Raw genomic sequence first — 17,215 nt, 5'->3', positions numbered from 1 at the left:
CCATGGCCCGCCATGATTGAGGAAAAGGACTCTACTTATGAACGTTTATTATGACAAAGACTGTGATCTATCGATTATTCAAGGCAAAAAAGTTGCTATTATCGGTTACGGTTCACAAGGCCATGCACACGCACTTAACCTACAAGATTCAGACGTCGATGTGACCGTTGGTCTACGTGCCAACTCTGGCTCATGGAAAAAAGCGGAAAACGCTGGTCTAAAAGTTGCGGAAGTAGAAGAAGCGGTAAAAGCTGCTGACGTAATCATGATTTTGACACCTGATGAGTTCCAAAAAGAGCTCTATCAAAATGAGATTGAACCAAATATCAAAGAAGGTGCAACATTGGCTTTCGCTCATGGTTTTGCGATTCATTACAACCAAGTCGTTCCACGTAGCGATCTTGACGTTATTATGGTTGCGCCTAAAGCACCAGGCCATACTGTACGCTCAGAATTTACCAAAGGCGGCGGTATCCCAGATTTAATCGCTATCTACCAAGATGCATCAGGTCAAGCTAAGCAGTTAGCCTTGTCTTATGCTGCTGGTGTTGGTGGTGGTCGTTCAGGTATCATCGAAACCACGTTTAAAGATGAAACTGAAACTGACTTATTTGGTGAGCAAGCGGTACTTTGTGGCGGCGCTGTTGAGCTAGTAAAAATGGGCTTTGAAACCCTAACAGAAGCAGGCTACGCACCAGAAATGGCTTACTTTGAGTGCTTACATGAGCTAAAGCTTATCGTAGACCTCATGTATGAAGGCGGCATCGCTGACATGAACTACTCAATCAGTAACAACGCTGAATACGGCGAATATGTGACTGGTCCTGAAGTCATCAATGAGCAATCACGTGAAGCCATGCGTAATGCGCTAAAACGTATCCAATCTGGCGAATACGCAAAAATGTTCATCAGTGAAGGCGCAACCAACTACCCATCAATGACGGCACGTCGTCGTAACAACGCTGAGCATCAAATCGAAGTGACTGGTGCTAAATTGCGCGGTATGATGCCTTGGATTGGCGGCAACAAAATCATCGATAAAGACAAAAACTAATTGGCTAGTGAGCGATTAGGTAATTAATCGCTCATCTAGAATTTAAAACCCGTGTTATCACTTGATGGCACGGGTTTTTTAATGGCTATTATTTCAATAAGCTAAGTAAGGTTTTCATGTCAATTGCTTTAATATTGGTTGAAAACGCAGCATCTCTGCCTCATATAGACAGCCTTCATCATTTTTATCAATGACTTTGTCTTACTTAAAGCGTTATTTCATATCGCTTCTTATTCTTATTTTTTCTTGATTACAGGTTGTCTGTTGTGCAAATACCAAATCCTAACTGGCTAACGCCGCAATTCGCATATATTACTCTGAGCGCTATCGTGGCTGTTTTGATATGGATAGAAGGGGAGATGCTCAAAAGCAATCAGGGTAAGCTGCCAAAGTCCAAATTTTTCCAAATCAGCTCCTTGATTGATACCGCTTGGTTTTTTGTCTCGACAGTTGCCTTATATGTTATCGATCTAGCGCCATTAGCGCTCGCAGTTCCGGTTGCTTATAGTATCTATACTATCTATGGTTGGATATACGGCACACGGCTACTCAAACGCAAAGGCATACCAGATTCACCGAAAGACTTGGTGGTTCCAGCTAAGTACATCGCTTATAGCCAATCGTTTTCCTTGATATTTTTTGCCCTATGTCTACTGGTATTATCGTCACCATGGCTACCGCTACCGCTACCGCTACCGCTACCGCAATAGATATCGAGTTAAATAGTTAATTTATTAATTTTATCATTAAGAAAAACGTGATGAGTGTTAGTTATAGTTTGCTAAATAACGACAAATAGTCATGAAAATCAATAGCTTGGATAGATTAACGTCATCCTACCCATTCCCTTTACATAAGAAGTGAATTATTTACAAAAAAAAGTAATTTAACCTGTTGCAGTTGAGAAAAGCTGTTATAATCAGCTTGTACTCAAAGGATTTGAGGCGAGAACAGATAGTATATCTTCTAGATATATCAAGGGTTTAAGCCGTCGCATTCAGCAGAAAATACTTGAGTATATATCAATTAATCGGTGATGACACACGTCTCGCCAACAGTTAAAGAGTTAGGAAAATTTATGTCAGATAAAGTTGAAGGCACTGTAAAGTGGTTTAATGAAGCTAAAGGTTTTGGTTTTATCGCTCAAGACAATGGCGGACAAGACGTATTCGCTCACTACAGCGCTATCCAAGGTAACGGTTTCAAAACTCTAGCCGAAGGCCAAAAAGTGTCTTTCATCTTAGGTGATGGCAAAAAAGGCCCACAAGCTGAGCAAATCGAAGCTATCTAATCTTACTGATTATTGAGTCATACTGATTTATCAGTTTACTTAATAGCAAAAGATTATTAATAAGCATTGATTCCTTTGTTTGTTAAAACAATAAAAATACTGTTTAGACTTTAAAAAAAAGCAACCTCTCATCAGGTTGCTTTTTTTATGCAATTTTCTAAGAAAATAGACTACATATTTAATATCACTAAGCTTGTTCTCATTGATTGTAAATAGAATATAGGCGATCCGCTGTAAAATGAACACAGAGCTACTGGTATTCATTTTGCGCAGCCTCTGTCTGCGTAGGCACAGCAAGCAAGGAAAATGAATACCAGTAGCGCATTATAATACTTGTACTTATTTTATTTAGGACTGACTATAGTAGGTTTTAAATGTGATAGAAGCTTAAATCAAGAGATAATTATTCAGTAATTGATTCGTAAAGCATAGAAAGCATGATAAATATTGTACTACTAACGGTTTTTAATAAGATAAATGGTTCATTTATGCGCTTATAGACGCTTTTTGCAACAGTGGTGACAAATTTATGACGCATTATTCACGGCGTTGTCTTGACCTTAGCACTGTGCTCACGCAAGATAGATGGGTCTGATAATTACGGTTGGCTTAGCTTTAACAGGTTTTAATATTTTACTTTTAAATTTTGATTATTGGTAAAAAGCAAGTATTATGCCAATACACTTTTGGTGATTGGCTTATGAGTGTTTAGTTAAAATTTCTGTTACTGTAGTAATAACCTTTAGTGATATTTTGAACGACGATTTGAACAACAGTTTGAAAAAGATGAACCTCTGGTTCTTAACTGGCAATTTTTAATTCATAACATTAATAAACGAGGAACGTATGAAAGCATTAGTAGCGGTCAAGCGTGTCATTGATTACAACGTAAAAGTTCGTGTAAAAGCTGATAATTCTGGCGTAGATTTATCTAACACTAAAATGTCAATCAACCCTTTTGATGAAATTGCTGTTGAAGAAGCGGTTCGTCTAAAAGAAGCGGGCGTGATCGATGAAATCATTGTGGCATCAATTGGTCCAAAAGAGTCACAAGAGCAGATTCGTGCAGCTTTGGCATTGGGTGCTGACCGTGGTGTCTTGGTAGTGACTGACGCAAAACCTTATCCACTACAAATCGCTAAAATCCTAAAAAGTATCGCAGAGGCTGAATCTACCGATATTATCCTGTTGGGTAAACAAGCTATTGATGATGATAATAACCAAACCGGTCAGATGCTAGCGGCATTGATGGGTATCGGTCAGGGTACGTTTGCGTCAGAAGTGAAAGTTGATGGCGGTAAAGTAAATGTCACTCGTGAAATCGACGGTGGTTTACAGACTCTAGCGCTTGATCTACCAGCGGTTATTACCACTGACTTACGTTTGAATGAGCCACGTTATGCTAAATTGCCTAACATCATGAAAGCGAAGAAAAAGCCCCTTGATGAGAAAACGCCTGCTGATTTCGGTGTTGATATGGCATCTAAGCAAGAAATTATCAAAGTCGTGCCACCTGCTGAGCGTAAAGCTGGTATCAAAGTGGGTTCAGTTGACGAGTTGGTCGATAAGCTAAGAAATGAAGCAAAAGTTATTTAATTGTTAATACTTTGCTACGGCATATCCTGTGCAACGTTATGAGGTCTGAGCAGTTTAATATTTAAGCTATTTAATATTTAAGCTATTTAATATTTAAGCTATTTAATATTTAAGCTATTTAATATTTAAGCTATTTAATATTTAAGCTAAATGGATAAATAACGCTGTACACAAACAACCGCATGAATAGATGATACGAATAAATAAAGGACAAAAACAATGGCAATTTTGGTATATGCAGAACATGACAATGCCAGTCTAAAAAAGGCAACTTTAAACACGATCGCTGCTGCTGAACAAATGGGTGATGATGTCCATGTATTGGTGGCGGGTAGTGGCGCACAAGCGGTAGCTGATGAAGCCGCTAAAGCCGCAGGCGTGACTAAAGTATTATTAGCAGATAATGCCGCTTATGAGCATCAATTGGCTGGTAACGTTGCGCTATTGGTTGCTGATATTGCTGGTGATTATAGCCATATCCTTGCACCTGCTACCACCACTGGTAAGAACTTTATGCCACGTGTGGCAGCTTTACTTGACGTGAGCATGTTGTCAGAAATCTCAGCTGTAGTAGACGCGCAAACGTTTGAGCGTCCTATCTATGCAGGTAACGCCACGGCAACGGTTAAGACCACAGAAGATAAAGTCGTCATGACAGTACGTACGACAGCGTTTGATCCAGTAGCAAGTGAAGGTGGTTCAGCGACTGTTGAAACTATCGACAACGTACAAGAGACTGGTAAAGCAAGCTTTGTTAATGAAGAGATGGCCAAATCTGACCGTCCTGAATTAACTTCAGCAGGCATCGTTGTTTCTGGTGGTCGTGCCTTAGCAAATGGTGAAAACTTCACTAAATACATTGAGCCATTAGCTGACAAGCTTGGTGCTGCTGTTGGTGCATCACGTGCTGCTGTTGACGCAGGCTATGTACCAAACGATATGCAGGTCGGCCAAACGGGTAAAATCGTGGCACCGCAGCTTTATATCGCGGCTGGTATCTCAGGCGCTATTCAGCATTTGGCTGGTATGAAAGATTCTAAAGTCATCGTTGCTATCAATAATGACCCAGAAGCGCCTATCGCTAGCGTTGCTGATTACTTCTTAGAAGCTGATTTGTTCGAAGCGTTACCTGAGCTGACTAGCAAGATTTAGTTCTTAACGGTTTAGTGCTTTATATCGCTTAATCTATGATAGTTTTGAAGGCCTTCGGTTCAATGAATCGGAGGCTTTTTTTATGTAAAAATTCAAATCCTAATAACGGTCTATACTTCGACATTTAATTTTGATTCTATTAGCCTATCCACTATGATAGACTAAAATTTAGTCTATTAATTTAGCAGGATTTTGGATAAATAGCTTTATCATAGCGCCCGCGGGCTAAGTGATAGTCAGGTGATTGTTATGAATATATTCTCGTGAGAGGCTACTCATAACTGAATGCTATGGACCAATGAATTAGTACATAAGGGATTAGGAGATACTAATGAGTGCAGGATTAAACGCAGCAGTACGCTTACCTCAAGAATGGCATGAGTGGGTAGCGACGAATATAATACGCGGTGTCCAAACAGAGACAATCATTGAGACATTAAAGAGCAATCGCTTTTCAGATGCTCAGATCAAAGCCGCTCTCAATGATGAGTTAGAGCCAGTGGCAAATGACAGCAAGCAACCCATTCGTAGGCTGCCGAATAATTGGAAAGAATGGGTCGCTACTAATTTACTTGAGGGAACGAGTAAAAGCAGTATCGCGAACGTATTGGTGCAGCAGGGATTTAGTGAGGCAGAGATTGCCCTAGAGGTACAGACGGCTTTAAAAAGTCCCTATTTGCGAGCGGGTATAAAGGCTGCTAAAACGCTAAAAAAGCGAGAATGGCTACTTGAAACCTGTGATCACTTGGCTAGATTGGATGCCGGTTACAACCAACAGCTTGATGTCATTGATACGCCAGCGTTTGAGACCTTTATTAGAGATTATTATAGTAAGCACAAGCCTGTGGTACTTAAAAAAGGCATTGATCATTGGCCTGCTCTTAAAAAGTGGAGTCCACAATACTTTGCTGAGGTTTTAGGGGATGCAGAAATTGAGGTGCAGTTCGATCGCGAAAATGATGCGCTTTTTGAGCGGCATTCTGATAAGTATCGCAAATCGATGCTGATGTCTGAATTTGTCAATATGATAGAAAATGACGGTGAAAGTAATAACTATTATATGACTGCCAATAACACGCAACAAAACGTTGAAGCCATCAGACCAGCACTTGATGATATAGGTGATTTTGGTGAAGGCTACCGTCAGCTTTTAGACAGTGATGCAGCCTTTAGTACGTATTTTTGGATGGGACCCAAAGGTACTTTTACGCCGCTACATCATGATTTGACTAACAATATGTTGGTTCAAGTGTATGGCTCTAAAAAGGTTACTTTGATTCCAGCTTGGCAAGTGCCTTGGCTCTATAATGATTTGCACGTGTATAGTGAAGTAGATTTTCCCAGTTTTGATTTGAAAAAACATCCATTGATGCAGCATGTGACCCCAGTTGAAGTTACTATTGATGCAGGCGATGCGTTATTTATTCCTATTGGGTGGTGGCATTGCGTAGAAGGGCTGGATAAATCTATTAGCATCAGTTTCACCAACTTTAATGCACCAAATAACTATGCTGAAAGCTTTAAAAAAGCGCAGAGTTGAGAGGCAGGATTAAAAAACCGAGCTTGCTCTTAAACTAAAAATGACTGATAACGCAAAATAGTGCTATCAGTCATTTTTTAATAAGTACTTATCGATATATCCAACACTAATGCTAAGTATATTTTCTCTGGCGCAGCGTCTCATATAAGCATAATGAGCCTGCAATGGCGACATTAAGACTTTCTTGCCCATTAGGCTGCGGTAGAGCGATAGGGGTGGCGCACTGCATCAGCTCATCACATACGCCTTGGCCTTCATGTCCCATAATCCAAGCAATAGGTTGCTTTAAGTCGTGTTGATAAATGACGGTATCAGTATGTGAGCTGGTCGCAAATAGCGGCGTTTGCACATAATCCAAAATATCTTGCACACTTAGATCTTCATAAATGCTTAGGGCAAACTGTGCGCCCATACCTGCTCTGAGCGTCTTTGGTGACCATGCTTGCGCGGTACCACTGGTACATAGGATATTGCGTATGCCAACTGCGGCGGCAGTGCGCAACAGCGTGCCCACATTACCGTTATCTTGTACATCATTAAGAATAAGACAATCGTCACTAATGGCCGCTAAGTTGGGCGTTGGTATAGTAATCAGCGCCATAATGTCGATACCGGTACCTAAGCTACGAATACTCTCATACAGGGCATCTGACAAAGTCAAAATAGGTGTGTAGGTTGGCAGTCGCGTTAAAATCTGCTGAACCTCAGGATGCTGATGCGCTGAGTCTGCAAGGAGTATTTGCACGAACGGATAATCGCTACGCAGCGCCGCATCGATTAGATGCACACCCTCAATGACGGTTTGACCTTGCTTTTTGCGTTGGCGCGCTTGCGTTAATAACCCTTTGACAAGCTTGACAGTCGTATTTTTATCTGAGGTAATAAGCTCGGTGGGATTTGCTACCATAATGGATCGCTTAGAAAAAATAAAAAGTTTAAACCGTCATTATAAGGACTATCAATATAAGGTATATCGATTATATCGCTTTATAATGACGGTTAGCAGATTGGCGCGGCTGACTTATTTATCAGTATAATTTACATGTAGATTCTTAACATACTCGACTTCGTTTTTGCTGCCAAGTACCACAGGGACACGTTGGTGAATATCGGTTGGTGTTATATCCAAGATACGATTGACAGCGTCAGTAGCAGCGCCGCCAGCACGCTCAATCAATAAGCTCATCGGATTGGCTTCATACATGAGGCGTAGCTTGCCCGCCTTATTGGCATCTTTAGTATCAAAAGGATAAGTGAAAAGCCCGCCGCGACATAAAATACGATGCACATCACCGACCATCGCCGCTACCCAACGGGTATTGAAATCGCGACCACGAACACCAGTTTTGCCAGCGATGAGCTCGTCGATATATTGTTGCATCGGCGCGCGCCAGTAACGATAGTTTGAAGCATTGATAGCGTATTCGCTGGTATAAGCATCGATGGTGACATTTTCTTCTATCAGCACATAGTCATTGGTATCAGGGTCTAAGCTAAACATCACAACATTATCAGTAATAGTCAGCGCCAATACCGTAGAGGTACCATATAGCAAATAACCGGCGGCTAGCTGTTGGTTGCCCGCTTGTAAAAAGTCGCTATTTTCACTGGTTTGACCTTGGCGTTGGTACGGTAGGATAGAGAAGATGGTACCGACAGCCATATTAATATCGATATTTGATGAACCATCAAGCGGGTCGAACAATACCAATAAACTGCCATCGGCATTGGCAGGGGTGGCATCGTCGAGCTCTTCTGAAGCGACGCCCGCACAATGGCTGTTTTTTGCCAACGCGTCTAATAATAAATCATTAGCCAACACATCGAGTTTTTTCTGATCTTCACCTTGGACGTTTTGATTGCCCGCTTCACCTAAGATATCTGCAAGCGCCCCTTTTCTTAATAACTGTGAGATGGTCTTACCGACATCAGTCACGGTAGTAATCACGTCATTGAGTGCAGAGTTGCTTGCATGAGCGTTTAGATAGTTTGCTAAGGTTGTCATAATGCTTCCTGATAAAGGCTATTGAAATGAATATTATTTAAAATAAAGGCTGGTAAATTTAAAGCAAAAATGAGCGTTTGAGAAATATTTTAGCTCGTACTTAATGCCCTTAAATCTGGTAAATTTTTAAATACCCCACACGGCATCTTTGTCCTGACCACAAAATCAGCTACACTAGCGCTATTATTATTTATTTATCGTTTGGATAAGCGGATTTTAATGATGGTTATGACAGGTCTATGGCTATTACCCAAGAAGATGACAAATGCTGTTTTTTGCGGTGTTATGTCTATCACTGCCACTGGGGTAAATTGTAGCAAATAAGTGCCAAAATGTCCTTGTCTCTGTGCTTATCGACCGTAAATCGCCAAAAAATGCATCAATGATGCTTAGCAAATCATATAAACCAACAATAAAGACCTGCCATTATGTCAAATTCTATCGATAGTCGCTCAACCCAGACCGTCTCGCCAACGGATTACGCTAAATTCGACCCTGATACCATTCATCAAAAGCTTAATAGCTCGTTAAGTCGTCCGCAGCTTAATAACGATGGTAGTATTCGCCATTTCTTAGGGGTAGAAGGTCTTAATAAGGCGCAGTTGCAGGCAATTATTGCCAAAGCTGAGACCTTTTTTGATGAAGATGGGCAACTGATTAACCGTCCTGAGCTCGAAGGCTATACGGTGATGAATTTATTTTTTGAACCGTCAACGCGTACCCGTACAACCTTTGAAGTCGCTGAAAAGCGTCTTGGTGCCAATGTGCTAAACATCGATATCGAACGCTCTAGTACCAAAAAAGGTGAAAGCTTGCGCGATACGCTGTGGAATCTGCAAGCCATGACGGCAGATATATTTGTGGTACGACATTCAGCGTCAGGCGCGGCCCATTTTATGGCAACCGAAGTGACGCCGGATATTGCTATTATCAATGGCGGTGATGGTTGGCATGCGCATCCAACCCAAGGGATGCTTGATATGCTGACCATTCACCGTGAAGCGCCGCGCCCATTTGAAGAATTATCAGTGGCTATCGTTGGTGATATTAAGCATTCACGGGTCGCACGCTCTGATATCAGTGCCCTGCAAACGTTAGGCGTGAAAGACATTCGCGTCTGCGCGCCGCGTACCTTGTTACCTAAAGGTATTGAGCGTTTTGGCGTACAAGTGTATGAAAATATGAATGACTGTGTCACGGACTGTGATGTCATTATGGGATTAAGAATACAAAATGAGCGTATCGGCTCGCCGCTATTAGCGTCGTCGAGTGAATATTATAAACACTATGGTATTACACCAGAGCGGCTGGCGCTGGCTAAACCTGACGCCTTGGTGATGCACCCAGGGCCGATGAACCGTGGTGTTGAGATTGCCTCAAGCGTCGCCGATGGAGCGCAGTCTGTGATTTTAAAGCAGGTAAATAACGGTATCGCTATTCGTATGGCGGTCTTGTCACTGGCAATGGAAGGTCAGCGCGCCCATCAAGCCGCAAGTAAATAATCCTCTGCCACACTGTTTTATATTTATTTATCCCATTTTATTGATACGGTAATAACGCTCATGACCACTATGTTAAATACGGATGCACCGATAATTAACCATCTTCCTCAAGCATTTAAAGACTCACTACCAAGCGGGGCAACAGACAAATTAGCTGCAGTTGCAGCGGGCGGTGAAATGTGGCTACTACCTCCTTTGGTTGATTTGTGCGCGCGCCTACGTGAACCGGGACAACAACAACACGGTACGTTAGAGTCAGAAGGACGCGCTGCCCGTGGCAATGGTTTTTTACATGTGGTGATTCCGCCTGATACCAATCCTATTTTAGAAAACGGCTCGCTGTTAAAAGGCTTGCGTGAGCGGGCGCTTGGTGATGGCGGTATTTATTTGCATATTTTAGGTGCGTTGACCGCAGGCTTAGAAGGCGAGCGCCCATCAAATATCGCTGGGCTTAAAAAGGGCGGCTGTATCGCGGTATCTAATGCGCGCCGACCTTTTCGCAATGACTTAGTATTACTGCGTACCTTGGAATATGCGGCTACTTTTAATATGAAAGTATTCTTTTATCCTGATGAGCCAAGTTTGTCTGGTGATGGCGTGGCACATGAAGGTTATATCGCCTCATATCATGGTCTGCAAGGGATTCCTTGGATTGCTGAAACCGTCGCTTTATCAACACAGTTATTGATGGTGGAAGAAACGGGTATTGCAGCACATTTTAGCCAGTTATCTTGTAAGTCTTCGATTGAGCTGATGCGCTGGGCAAAAGACAAAGGTCTGCCGGTGACTTGTGATGTGGCGATGCATCAGCTGTATTTAACCGATGATAATCTAAAAGGCTTTAATGCCCAAGCTTATGTGCTACCACCGCTGCGTAGTAATACCGATCAGCAAGCCATTCGCCGCGGGCTAAAAGATGGCACCATTGATGCGATTTGCAGCCATCATGAGCCATTAAATAGTACCGCTAAAAAAGCACCTTTTGCTGAGAGTACGCCCGGTATTTCAAACTTTGATACGTTTATGGCGCTGGCGTGTCAGTTGGTACGTGATGAAGTATTAACTTTAGAACAGCTGGTCGATAAAATCTGTCTTAATCCAGCAAAAATCGCTGGTATTAATGATCAGTATGAAAGTATCGGCGGCGCAGTATTGGTCGATCCCAATATCGAATGGCAAGTGACCACAGAATCCATGCTGTCAAATGGTAAAAATACGCCATTCTTTAATCAGCAGTTGCAAGGCCGCGTTTTGGAGACTTTCTTTGGCTAACTTGCCCCGACAGGATGATAATCTGCAACCATCCTCGAAGGATAACGACCGAAATTTAACCAGCCAGCAGCATAAACCGCACAGTAGTGCTAGTACCTCTAGCGAATCTATTAAAGCGGTCGCAATATATGAGGTGGTCAAAGGTGTTGGTGCGCTATTAGGGGCGGGAGCTTTATGGTCATGGCATACTGACCTTGAGCATTGGCTTACGACAGCGACCGCTTCTTGGCAACAGAGCTTTGGACAGCTACTGGCACCGCAGGTTGATAGTGCGGTACGCATTGCTCAGCAGGCAAGCAAAAATTGGCCAGTATTCTTATTGTTGATTTTTGCTTATGCCAGTCTACGCTTTCTTGAAGCCTATGGTCTATGGCAAGACAGAACGTGGGCGTATTGGTTTGGGGTATTAGGCTATGGGATATTTATCCCTATTGAGATTTACTATCTGTTTGCAAGCCCGTTTGATTGGTTTAAGCTTGCTATCTTGGTATCGAATATTATTATTGTGATCGTGGTTTATCGCAATATGAAGCGCAAGGGTTTGATATAACTAGGCTGCTATAAAAACGAATAAACGCGTTCAATAGACCTAAAAAAGCCAGTATAAGCGATGATACTTATACTGGCTTTTATTTTACTGAAACGACTAAATCAATACTCTTTAAAGCCTATATTTCTGCTACTGGCTCATCAGTGCGAATACTTTTGGCGACTTTACCGACGCTCAAACCTTGCACCAAGATAGAAAATATCACCACCGCATAAGTCAGCGCCAATAAAATATCACGCTCGCTGCCTGCCGGCAGCTGCAAGACCAGAGCAACCGAAATGCCGCCACGTAATCCGCCCCATGTCAGCACTTTCCATGCGCCTGTCGGTAAATCAAGCTGACGGTGAAAGGTTTTGGTGGTCATACCTACCACGATAAAGCGCGCAAGTAGAGCAATAACAATGGTCAAACCAGCGGCGATAAACAAATTGCCCGAATAAGCTATCATCACCACCTCTAAACCAATTAACACAAATAAAATAGCATTGAGAATCTCATCAATTAATTCCCAAAATAGGTCGATATAATGGCGCGTTTTATCGCTCATTGCCAGTGCCCGTCCGCGATTACCAACCATTAACCCCATCATTACCATCGCAAGTGGACCTGATAAATGCCAATGGCTGGCGAGTGCATAACCACCTATTACGCCTGCCAGCGTCAATAATACTTCCTCTTGATAACTATCGATGCTTTTTATTAAATAATATAATATGCCGCCGAGTATCAAACCAAAGACAATGCCGCCACCAGCTTCAACGGCTAAGGTATGGGCGACATAATTGGCCGTTGGGATATCGCCGCTCGATAAAATACCGAGCAGCAGCACGAAAATAACCACGCCGATACCATCATTGAATAATGACTCACCAGCAATGACGGTTTCAATACTTTTTGGTGCGCCTGCCGATGCCAAAATACCCATGACGGCGATCGGATCGGTCGGCGATATCAAGGCACCAAACAATAAGCACCACAAAAACGGCAGCCCAAAACCAAATAGCGGCAGCATAAAGTATAGGGCGGCGGCAATTAGTAGCGCCGATACGATCGTGCCAATACAAGCAAGGATACCAATGGGCAATTTATAACGTTTTAAATCGCCAATATTGACATGTAGCGCCCCGGCAAATAACAACATAGACAGCATGCCGTCTAATAAGACTTCGGTGAAATCAAGCTGCTCTAATAAGCTCACTTCGTAATCAATCAGCTCATCAAAACCTAAAAAGCCCAAAAATATCGCACCGATAGATAATAAAATGGAGATAACCATCACGCCAATAGTCGTTGGCAGACCGATAAATCGATGATTTACGTAAGTCAGTAAGGCGGTAATCGATAAAAAAATAGCGCTGATTTCTAGTATGGTCAAGCTGCTGGTAGGAGCCATAAAAAAGGTCTCAAATAATGATAAAAAATCGTCCTAAGATTAGAACTTATAAAGATTGACTGGGTTTTTATTTTAGTTATTTTCGCGCTTGCATGCCAGTTATGAATAGCAAACTTATTTTTAGTTATGCAACTTGCTTTAGGGATTACCTTGATTGCGCTTGTAGCGTTTGACGAATATGAGCATCAAACTTAGGGACATAAGCAAAGTATTGATGCTGGGCATCCTTATTAAGAATAAATAGTTTGGCTTGTTGGCACATGGCGCTTAAGTCATCGACCAATTCTTGATAGCTGAGATTGTCTTGTCCCGCACGTTCAATCAATGTCAGCTCATGTAGTAGCGTTTGCTGCTGGGCGTTATTAACTTTAGCATAATTGAGATCCACCAATGCCTGACAAAGCGCCTTTAATACCATCAAATCTGCGGTCGCGTAACGGCGTATCTCGCCAAGCGATGCATCGATAAAGTCGGATATTTTAGGGGTATGAGTCACGACGGCCAATATGGCGACGCGTGGTTTATTGTTTATGCTTTCAATATTGCTGTTGTCTGAGTTTGTTTTATCTGGCGCAGGTTGCTTTGACGTTAATTGCTTTGAGGTTGGCTTATCTGGGCTTGATGTATAAAAGTGATAGGGGCTCGGTGGCTGACGACGCATCATAATGCTTAAACAAGCGGTCAAAGACTGCACACAGTTGACCGCTGTTTTTGGATCATTAATCCCTGGTGAGAGGGCGCGTACAGCGATTTCAGTCATTTGTCCTAAGCTATAAGCGATATCGTTGGGGTGGCTTAAGCGTTGCTCAATACGTATACAGCCAGCAAAGCGTTGCCAGAACAGCCCATCAGGCGCACGCGGGACGATAGCCAGATTTGGCGTGTTGGTTTGATGGCGATTGTCTGAGTGGTCGGCTGGACGCTGATAAAAATAGCCAATAATATTTCTATCAGTGACAAAATCACCAAGATTGGTGTTCATGTGCACCACGCCGCCATAATCTTGGGTCAAGGTGATCAGTGACTCTAGATAAATTTGCTGCAAATAGCCTGAGCACGGTGGATAAATCGGCGTGGCAGGCCAAGTATGAAATTGTTCAACGTCATGATGTTTAACGTCACGTTGATGCTCAATATCGCAGCGGTCTTTATACCAGTAGTGAATATTTTTAATCGCCTCATTACTTGCGCCTTGAATCACATGTGATGCCTGAATCGCATGCACCATATGCTGCACGAAATACACCAATAATAACGCGCAAATAATCGCCATGATAATGGCAAAGGTCACCGCCAATTGCGGCACCCCAAAACCAACATCATATTTATGAATGGCTTTTAACACCAATAAACTATAGCTAAAAGTGCCAATAAACGCACCTAAGACAAACTGATTGGGGGTATCTGTCAAAAAATTACGCAGCAATCTGGGGCCAAATTGCGAAGACGCCATCGATAACACGGCAATCGTAATCGAAAAAGTGGTCCCAGCGACACCGAGTACGGCACCGGCAATGGTGGTCATAATAGCGCGGGCGGCATCATCATCACCTGTAAAGGCAAAGGTGATTTCTCTAACCGTCTCGCGGTCGAAATGTTCATCAATCGTGACCAATACAGGCGCCAATAGAATACCTAGCACCACACAAGCAGTTGGAATAAACCAATAAGAGCCAATAAGCTGCTGCCATATATTTCTTAGGCGATCAGGCAAATCGGTCAGCGTCTGTAGCGACCAGAGCTGGGTAAATTGCTTTAACCTGTGCATGATTGTAAGCCATGCAGATTTAAGCCAGCCATTCTCAGGGTGTTTATCCAATGTTTTGCGCTCCACAAGTGACCTAAAAACTAACCTAAGAAATAATCCCATTTTTATTAACAATTAAGGATTCTATTTGGCTGATAAAATCTCTTAAAAGTAAATTACCTTACCATATAAGCCATAAAGATTAAAAATTTAGTAAAAAAATAAGCCCCTGCAGTAGGGGCTTATTTATGTATCATCATAGTTATAAATAAAGTTATATTGAGCTAATTTGCTGTAGGATTATCTGCCTCAGTAATGATGTCGCCTCTACTGGTAGCGTGCGTGCTATCAGCATTCACTTTGTCACTATCAATATCAACATCTTTAGGTAGGATAATTTCATTATTATGCTCGTCATACTCTATGTCGCTGTCTTTATCATAAGCGACCGGCTCAAAACGTGGCGTGACGTCATCACTATCTTTATCTTCCTTAATTAAGTGATTAGGAGTCGCAGCGCTAGATTTTCGAAATAGTTTAGAGCGCTCTTTTTTAGCTAAATCGGCTTCATTTTCTGCTGATTTTTTTCGCGGTTCACTATGAGCAAAAATAGCATTTAACGGCATATTCAATTGCTGTTTGGCATAGGCTTCTGTATTTTCAAAGCGATTGACCAACAAGCTTAGCCACGGTTTTTGGTCTTCTGGACTCATCTCATCCAGCTCATCTTTGATAGGCAAGGGATAAGGTAGGGTGCGATAAAAGTCCCACAAAGTCATTTTGCTCAAATCTTTTTTCAGCACATAATCTTCTTCTTCCGTCATGGTAATCAAGTTGCTGTCTTGTAGATAATTAAGGTAGGTATACCATTTTGGCAGCTCTTTACGTCCCAAGACATTGCGCAATGCTTGTTCGCTCACCGCTTCGCCTTTTAGATGGTGGGTATAAACAAGGTTTAACATATCGAGCAAACTTAAGAGCGGATGACGCGGATAGACTTCTTCGGTTTCAAAAATAGTCAAGGTGTAGCTAATCTCAACACCCAATAAAATCAAATTCCACGACAGATATATCCATAATAAGAAAATTGGCAGCGCCGCAAACGCACCATAAATGACTTCGTAGCTGGTAAAGTTTGCCATCACCGTACCAAAAAGATTCTTCATTAGCTCAAAGATAATCGCGACAAACACACCGGCAATGGCAGCATTTTTTGCAGGGACACGTGCTTTTGGAATGAACCAGTACATACTGATAAAACCAGCTACCGTGATGGTAAAGGAAACGACTTGTACCCAAAATGACCAGTCGATACCATAACCAGCAATTTGTCTATTTAAAAAACTTAGGCTTTGTACTGCGCTTGAAGCAAGAAATGCTGTGCCTAATACTAACGGTCCTAACGTGACGATGGTCCAATAGCGCAGCATACTTTTCATACCGCCAGAGCGGTTTTCTACCCGCCAGATTTGATTAAAAGCGCGCTCAATAGTTGTCAAGGTCATGATGGTGGTAAAGAATAAAACCATCGCGCCGATAATGGTTAGATTTGACGATTGCTCAGCAAAGGTATTGATATATTTACTGACCTGTAAGCTCGATTGTGGCAGCAAATTGCTATAAATAACTTCATAAATCTGCGCTCTGACGGAAGCTAAGGCTGGAACAGAGGATAAAATCATCAAGAGTACCGTTAGGATAGGTACAATGGATAATAAGGTCGTATAGGTCAGTGACGCGGCTTTTTGTTGGCAGTTGTCTTCAAAGAAATGCCGCGTCAAAAAACGCAGAAATTGAAACCAGCTTTGGTGTAAAAAGGGGATTTTTTTTAATAAGTTTTCCATGACGACCATTTAACGCGGATAAGAGTGCGAATAGTGTAGCAAAAATGGGCATTGAGAATCTGCCGCTTAATTGTGTCGAAATGCATTTAAGCGACTTTCATATCATTCTATAGTGGATTAAATATAAAAACGATGTAGCGGAACAGGGATGAATGTTTTGCAGCCTCTGTCTGCGTAGGCACAGCAAGCCAGAAAAATTCATCACTGTTTTGCGTCATAACCATAATCGATTCAATTAGTATGGATTATATATAACAGCACTTAAACTA

14 protein-coding genes are annotated in these 17,215 nt (G+C 42.1%); 9 read left to right on the top strand and 5 right to left on the bottom strand.

From position 1 onward, the window contains the following. Positions 1–37: 37 nt before the first annotated feature. The 6 genes from ilvC to ACP7AA_RS10535 all read left to right on the top strand — a co-directional run bounded on the left by ilvC (position 38) and on the right by ACP7AA_RS10535 (position 6,633). Entirely contained in the window at positions 38–1,054 is a 1,017-nt protein-coding gene (gene ilvC / locus ACP7AA_RS10560) for a ketol-acid reductoisomerase (RefSeq protein WP_201562628.1), read from the top strand. A gap of 266 nt (positions 1,055–1,320) precedes the next feature. Then, positions 1,321–1,764 carry a hypothetical protein gene (locus ACP7AA_RS10555; RefSeq protein ID WP_426223550.1) on the top strand — a complete coding sequence of 148 codons (444 nt, stop codon included), beginning with the start codon at positions 1,321–1,323 and terminating at the stop codon, positions 1,762–1,764. A gap of 368 nt (positions 1,765–2,132) precedes the next feature. After that, positions 2,133–2,345: a cold-shock protein gene (locus ACP7AA_RS10550; RefSeq protein WP_057758834.1), complete on the top strand. Its 213-nt coding sequence runs from the start codon at positions 2,133–2,135 to the stop codon at positions 2,343–2,345. A gap of 846 nt (positions 2,346–3,191) precedes the next feature. Continuing rightward, on the top strand, positions 3,192–3,941 hold the full coding sequence (locus ACP7AA_RS10545) for an electron transfer flavoprotein subunit beta/FixA family protein (protein ID WP_201562624.1): 750 nt from the start codon (positions 3,192–3,194) through the stop codon (positions 3,939–3,941). A gap of 219 nt (positions 3,942–4,160) precedes the next feature. Further along, entirely contained in the window at positions 4,161–5,093 is a 933-nt protein-coding gene (locus ACP7AA_RS10540; protein ID WP_426223549.1) for an electron transfer flavoprotein subunit alpha/FixB family protein, read from the top strand. A 331-nt stretch (positions 5,094–5,424) separates the two neighbouring features. Further along, positions 5,425–6,633, top strand: a complete 1,209-nt coding sequence (locus tag ACP7AA_RS10535; protein ID WP_426223548.1) for a cupin-like domain-containing protein — start codon at positions 5,425–5,427, stop codon at positions 6,631–6,633. A 112-nt stretch (positions 6,634–6,745) separates the two neighbouring features. Here the strand turns inward: ACP7AA_RS10535 and ACP7AA_RS10530 are convergent, their stop codons facing one another. Both ACP7AA_RS10530 and ACP7AA_RS10525 read right to left on the bottom strand, forming a co-directional pair. Continuing rightward, the gene (locus ACP7AA_RS10530) at positions 6,746–7,540 is read right to left on the bottom strand and encodes a TrmH family RNA methyltransferase (RefSeq protein WP_426223547.1); all 795 of its coding nucleotides are present in this window, start codon (positions 7,538–7,540) and stop codon (positions 6,746–6,748) included. 114 nt (positions 7,541–7,654) lie between these two features. Beyond that, positions 7,655–8,638: a class 1 fructose-bisphosphatase gene (locus tag ACP7AA_RS10525; protein ID WP_426223546.1), complete on the bottom strand. Its 984-nt coding sequence runs from the start codon at positions 8,636–8,638 to the stop codon at positions 7,655–7,657. Positions 8,639–9,066: 428 nt separating this feature from the next. On the opposite strand from ACP7AA_RS10525, the gene ACP7AA_RS10520 reads away from it, so the two are divergent. The 3 genes from ACP7AA_RS10520 to ACP7AA_RS10510 are packed head-to-tail and all read left to right on the top strand — an operon-like array spanning position 9,067 to position 11,962. Then, positions 9,067–10,140, top strand: coding sequence for an aspartate carbamoyltransferase catalytic subunit (locus ACP7AA_RS10520; RefSeq protein WP_426223545.1), 1,074 nt, complete (start codon positions 9,067–9,069; stop codon positions 10,138–10,140). 60 nt (positions 10,141–10,200) lie between these two features. Next, the gene (locus ACP7AA_RS10515) at positions 10,201–11,412 is read left to right on the top strand and encodes a dihydroorotase (protein ID WP_426223544.1); all 1,212 of its coding nucleotides are present in this window, start codon (positions 10,201–10,203) and stop codon (positions 11,410–11,412) included. Next, positions 11,405–11,962 (top strand): DUF2127 domain-containing protein, encoded by a 558-nt coding sequence (locus ACP7AA_RS10510; protein ID WP_426223543.1) that lies wholly within the window; start codon positions 11,405–11,407, stop codon positions 11,960–11,962. The genes ACP7AA_RS10515 and ACP7AA_RS10510 overlap by 8 nt, the downstream gene beginning before the upstream one ends. 118 nt (positions 11,963–12,080) lie before the next feature. On the opposite strand, the gene ACP7AA_RS10505 is transcribed toward ACP7AA_RS10510, so the two are convergent. The 3 genes from ACP7AA_RS10505 to ACP7AA_RS10495 form a co-directional block, all read right to left on the bottom strand. Next, on the bottom strand, positions 12,081–13,355 hold the full coding sequence (locus ACP7AA_RS10505; RefSeq protein WP_201562608.1) for a cation:proton antiporter: 1,275 nt from the start codon (positions 13,353–13,355) through the stop codon (positions 12,081–12,083). Between the two features lie 145 nt (positions 13,356–13,500). Continuing rightward, positions 13,501–15,123: a DUF2254 domain-containing protein gene (locus tag ACP7AA_RS10500; RefSeq protein ID WP_426223542.1), complete on the bottom strand. Its 1,623-nt coding sequence runs from the start codon at positions 15,121–15,123 to the stop codon at positions 13,501–13,503. Positions 15,124–15,386: 263 nt separating this feature from the next. Next, the gene (locus ACP7AA_RS10495; protein ID WP_426223541.1) at positions 15,387–16,946 is read right to left on the bottom strand and encodes a YihY family inner membrane protein; all 1,560 of its coding nucleotides are present in this window, start codon (positions 16,944–16,946) and stop codon (positions 15,387–15,389) included. Positions 16,947–17,215: the final 269 nt, after the last annotated feature.

The organism is Psychrobacter sp. DWR1-2-3 (assembly GCF_049896465.1).
Taxonomy (GTDB): domain Bacteria; phylum Pseudomonadota; class Gammaproteobacteria; order Pseudomonadales; family Moraxellaceae; genus Psychrobacter; species Psychrobacter maritimus.
The sequence above is the reverse complement of the archived record's forward strand: the minus strand, read 5'-3'. Positions and strand labels throughout refer to the sequence as shown.

Excerpts from the sequence above, each read along its gene's own strand:
- ACP7AA_RS10550 (WP_057758834.1), top strand. The coding sequence starts at position 2,133 with ATGTCAGATAAAGTTGAAGGCACTGTAAAGTGGTTTAATGAAGCTAAA.
- ACP7AA_RS10545 (WP_201562624.1), top strand. The coding sequence starts at position 3,192 with ATGAAAGCATTAGTAGCGGTCAAGCGTGTCATTGATTACAACGTAAAA.
- ACP7AA_RS10505 (WP_201562608.1), bottom strand. The coding sequence starts at position 13,355 with ATGGCTCCTACCAGCAGCTTGACCATACTAGAAATCAGCGCTATTTTT.
- ACP7AA_RS10515 (WP_426223544.1), top strand. The coding sequence starts at position 10,201 with ATGACCACTATGTTAAATACGGATGCACCGATAATTAACCATCTTCCT.
- ACP7AA_RS10530 (WP_426223547.1), bottom strand. The coding sequence starts at position 7,540 with ATGGTAGCAAATCCCACCGAGCTTATTACCTCAGATAAAAATACGACT.
- ACP7AA_RS10495 (WP_426223541.1), bottom strand. The coding sequence starts at position 16,946 with ATGGAAAACTTATTAAAAAAAATCCCCTTTTTACACCAAAGCTGGTTT.
- ilvC (WP_201562628.1), top strand. The coding sequence starts at position 38 with ATGAACGTTTATTATGACAAAGACTGTGATCTATCGATTATTCAAGGC.
- ACP7AA_RS10540 (WP_426223549.1), top strand. The coding sequence starts at position 4,161 with ATGGCAATTTTGGTATATGCAGAACATGACAATGCCAGTCTAAAAAAG.
- ACP7AA_RS10520 (WP_426223545.1), top strand. The coding sequence starts at position 9,067 with ATGTCAAATTCTATCGATAGTCGCTCAACCCAGACCGTCTCGCCAACG.
- ACP7AA_RS10525 (WP_426223546.1), bottom strand. The coding sequence starts at position 8,638 with ATGACAACCTTAGCAAACTATCTAAACGCTCATGCAAGCAACTCTGCA.
- ACP7AA_RS10535 (WP_426223548.1), top strand. The coding sequence starts at position 5,425 with ATGAGTGCAGGATTAAACGCAGCAGTACGCTTACCTCAAGAATGGCAT.
- ACP7AA_RS10500 (WP_426223542.1), bottom strand. The coding sequence starts at position 15,123 with ATGCACAGGTTAAAGCAATTTACCCAGCTCTGGTCGCTACAGACGCTG.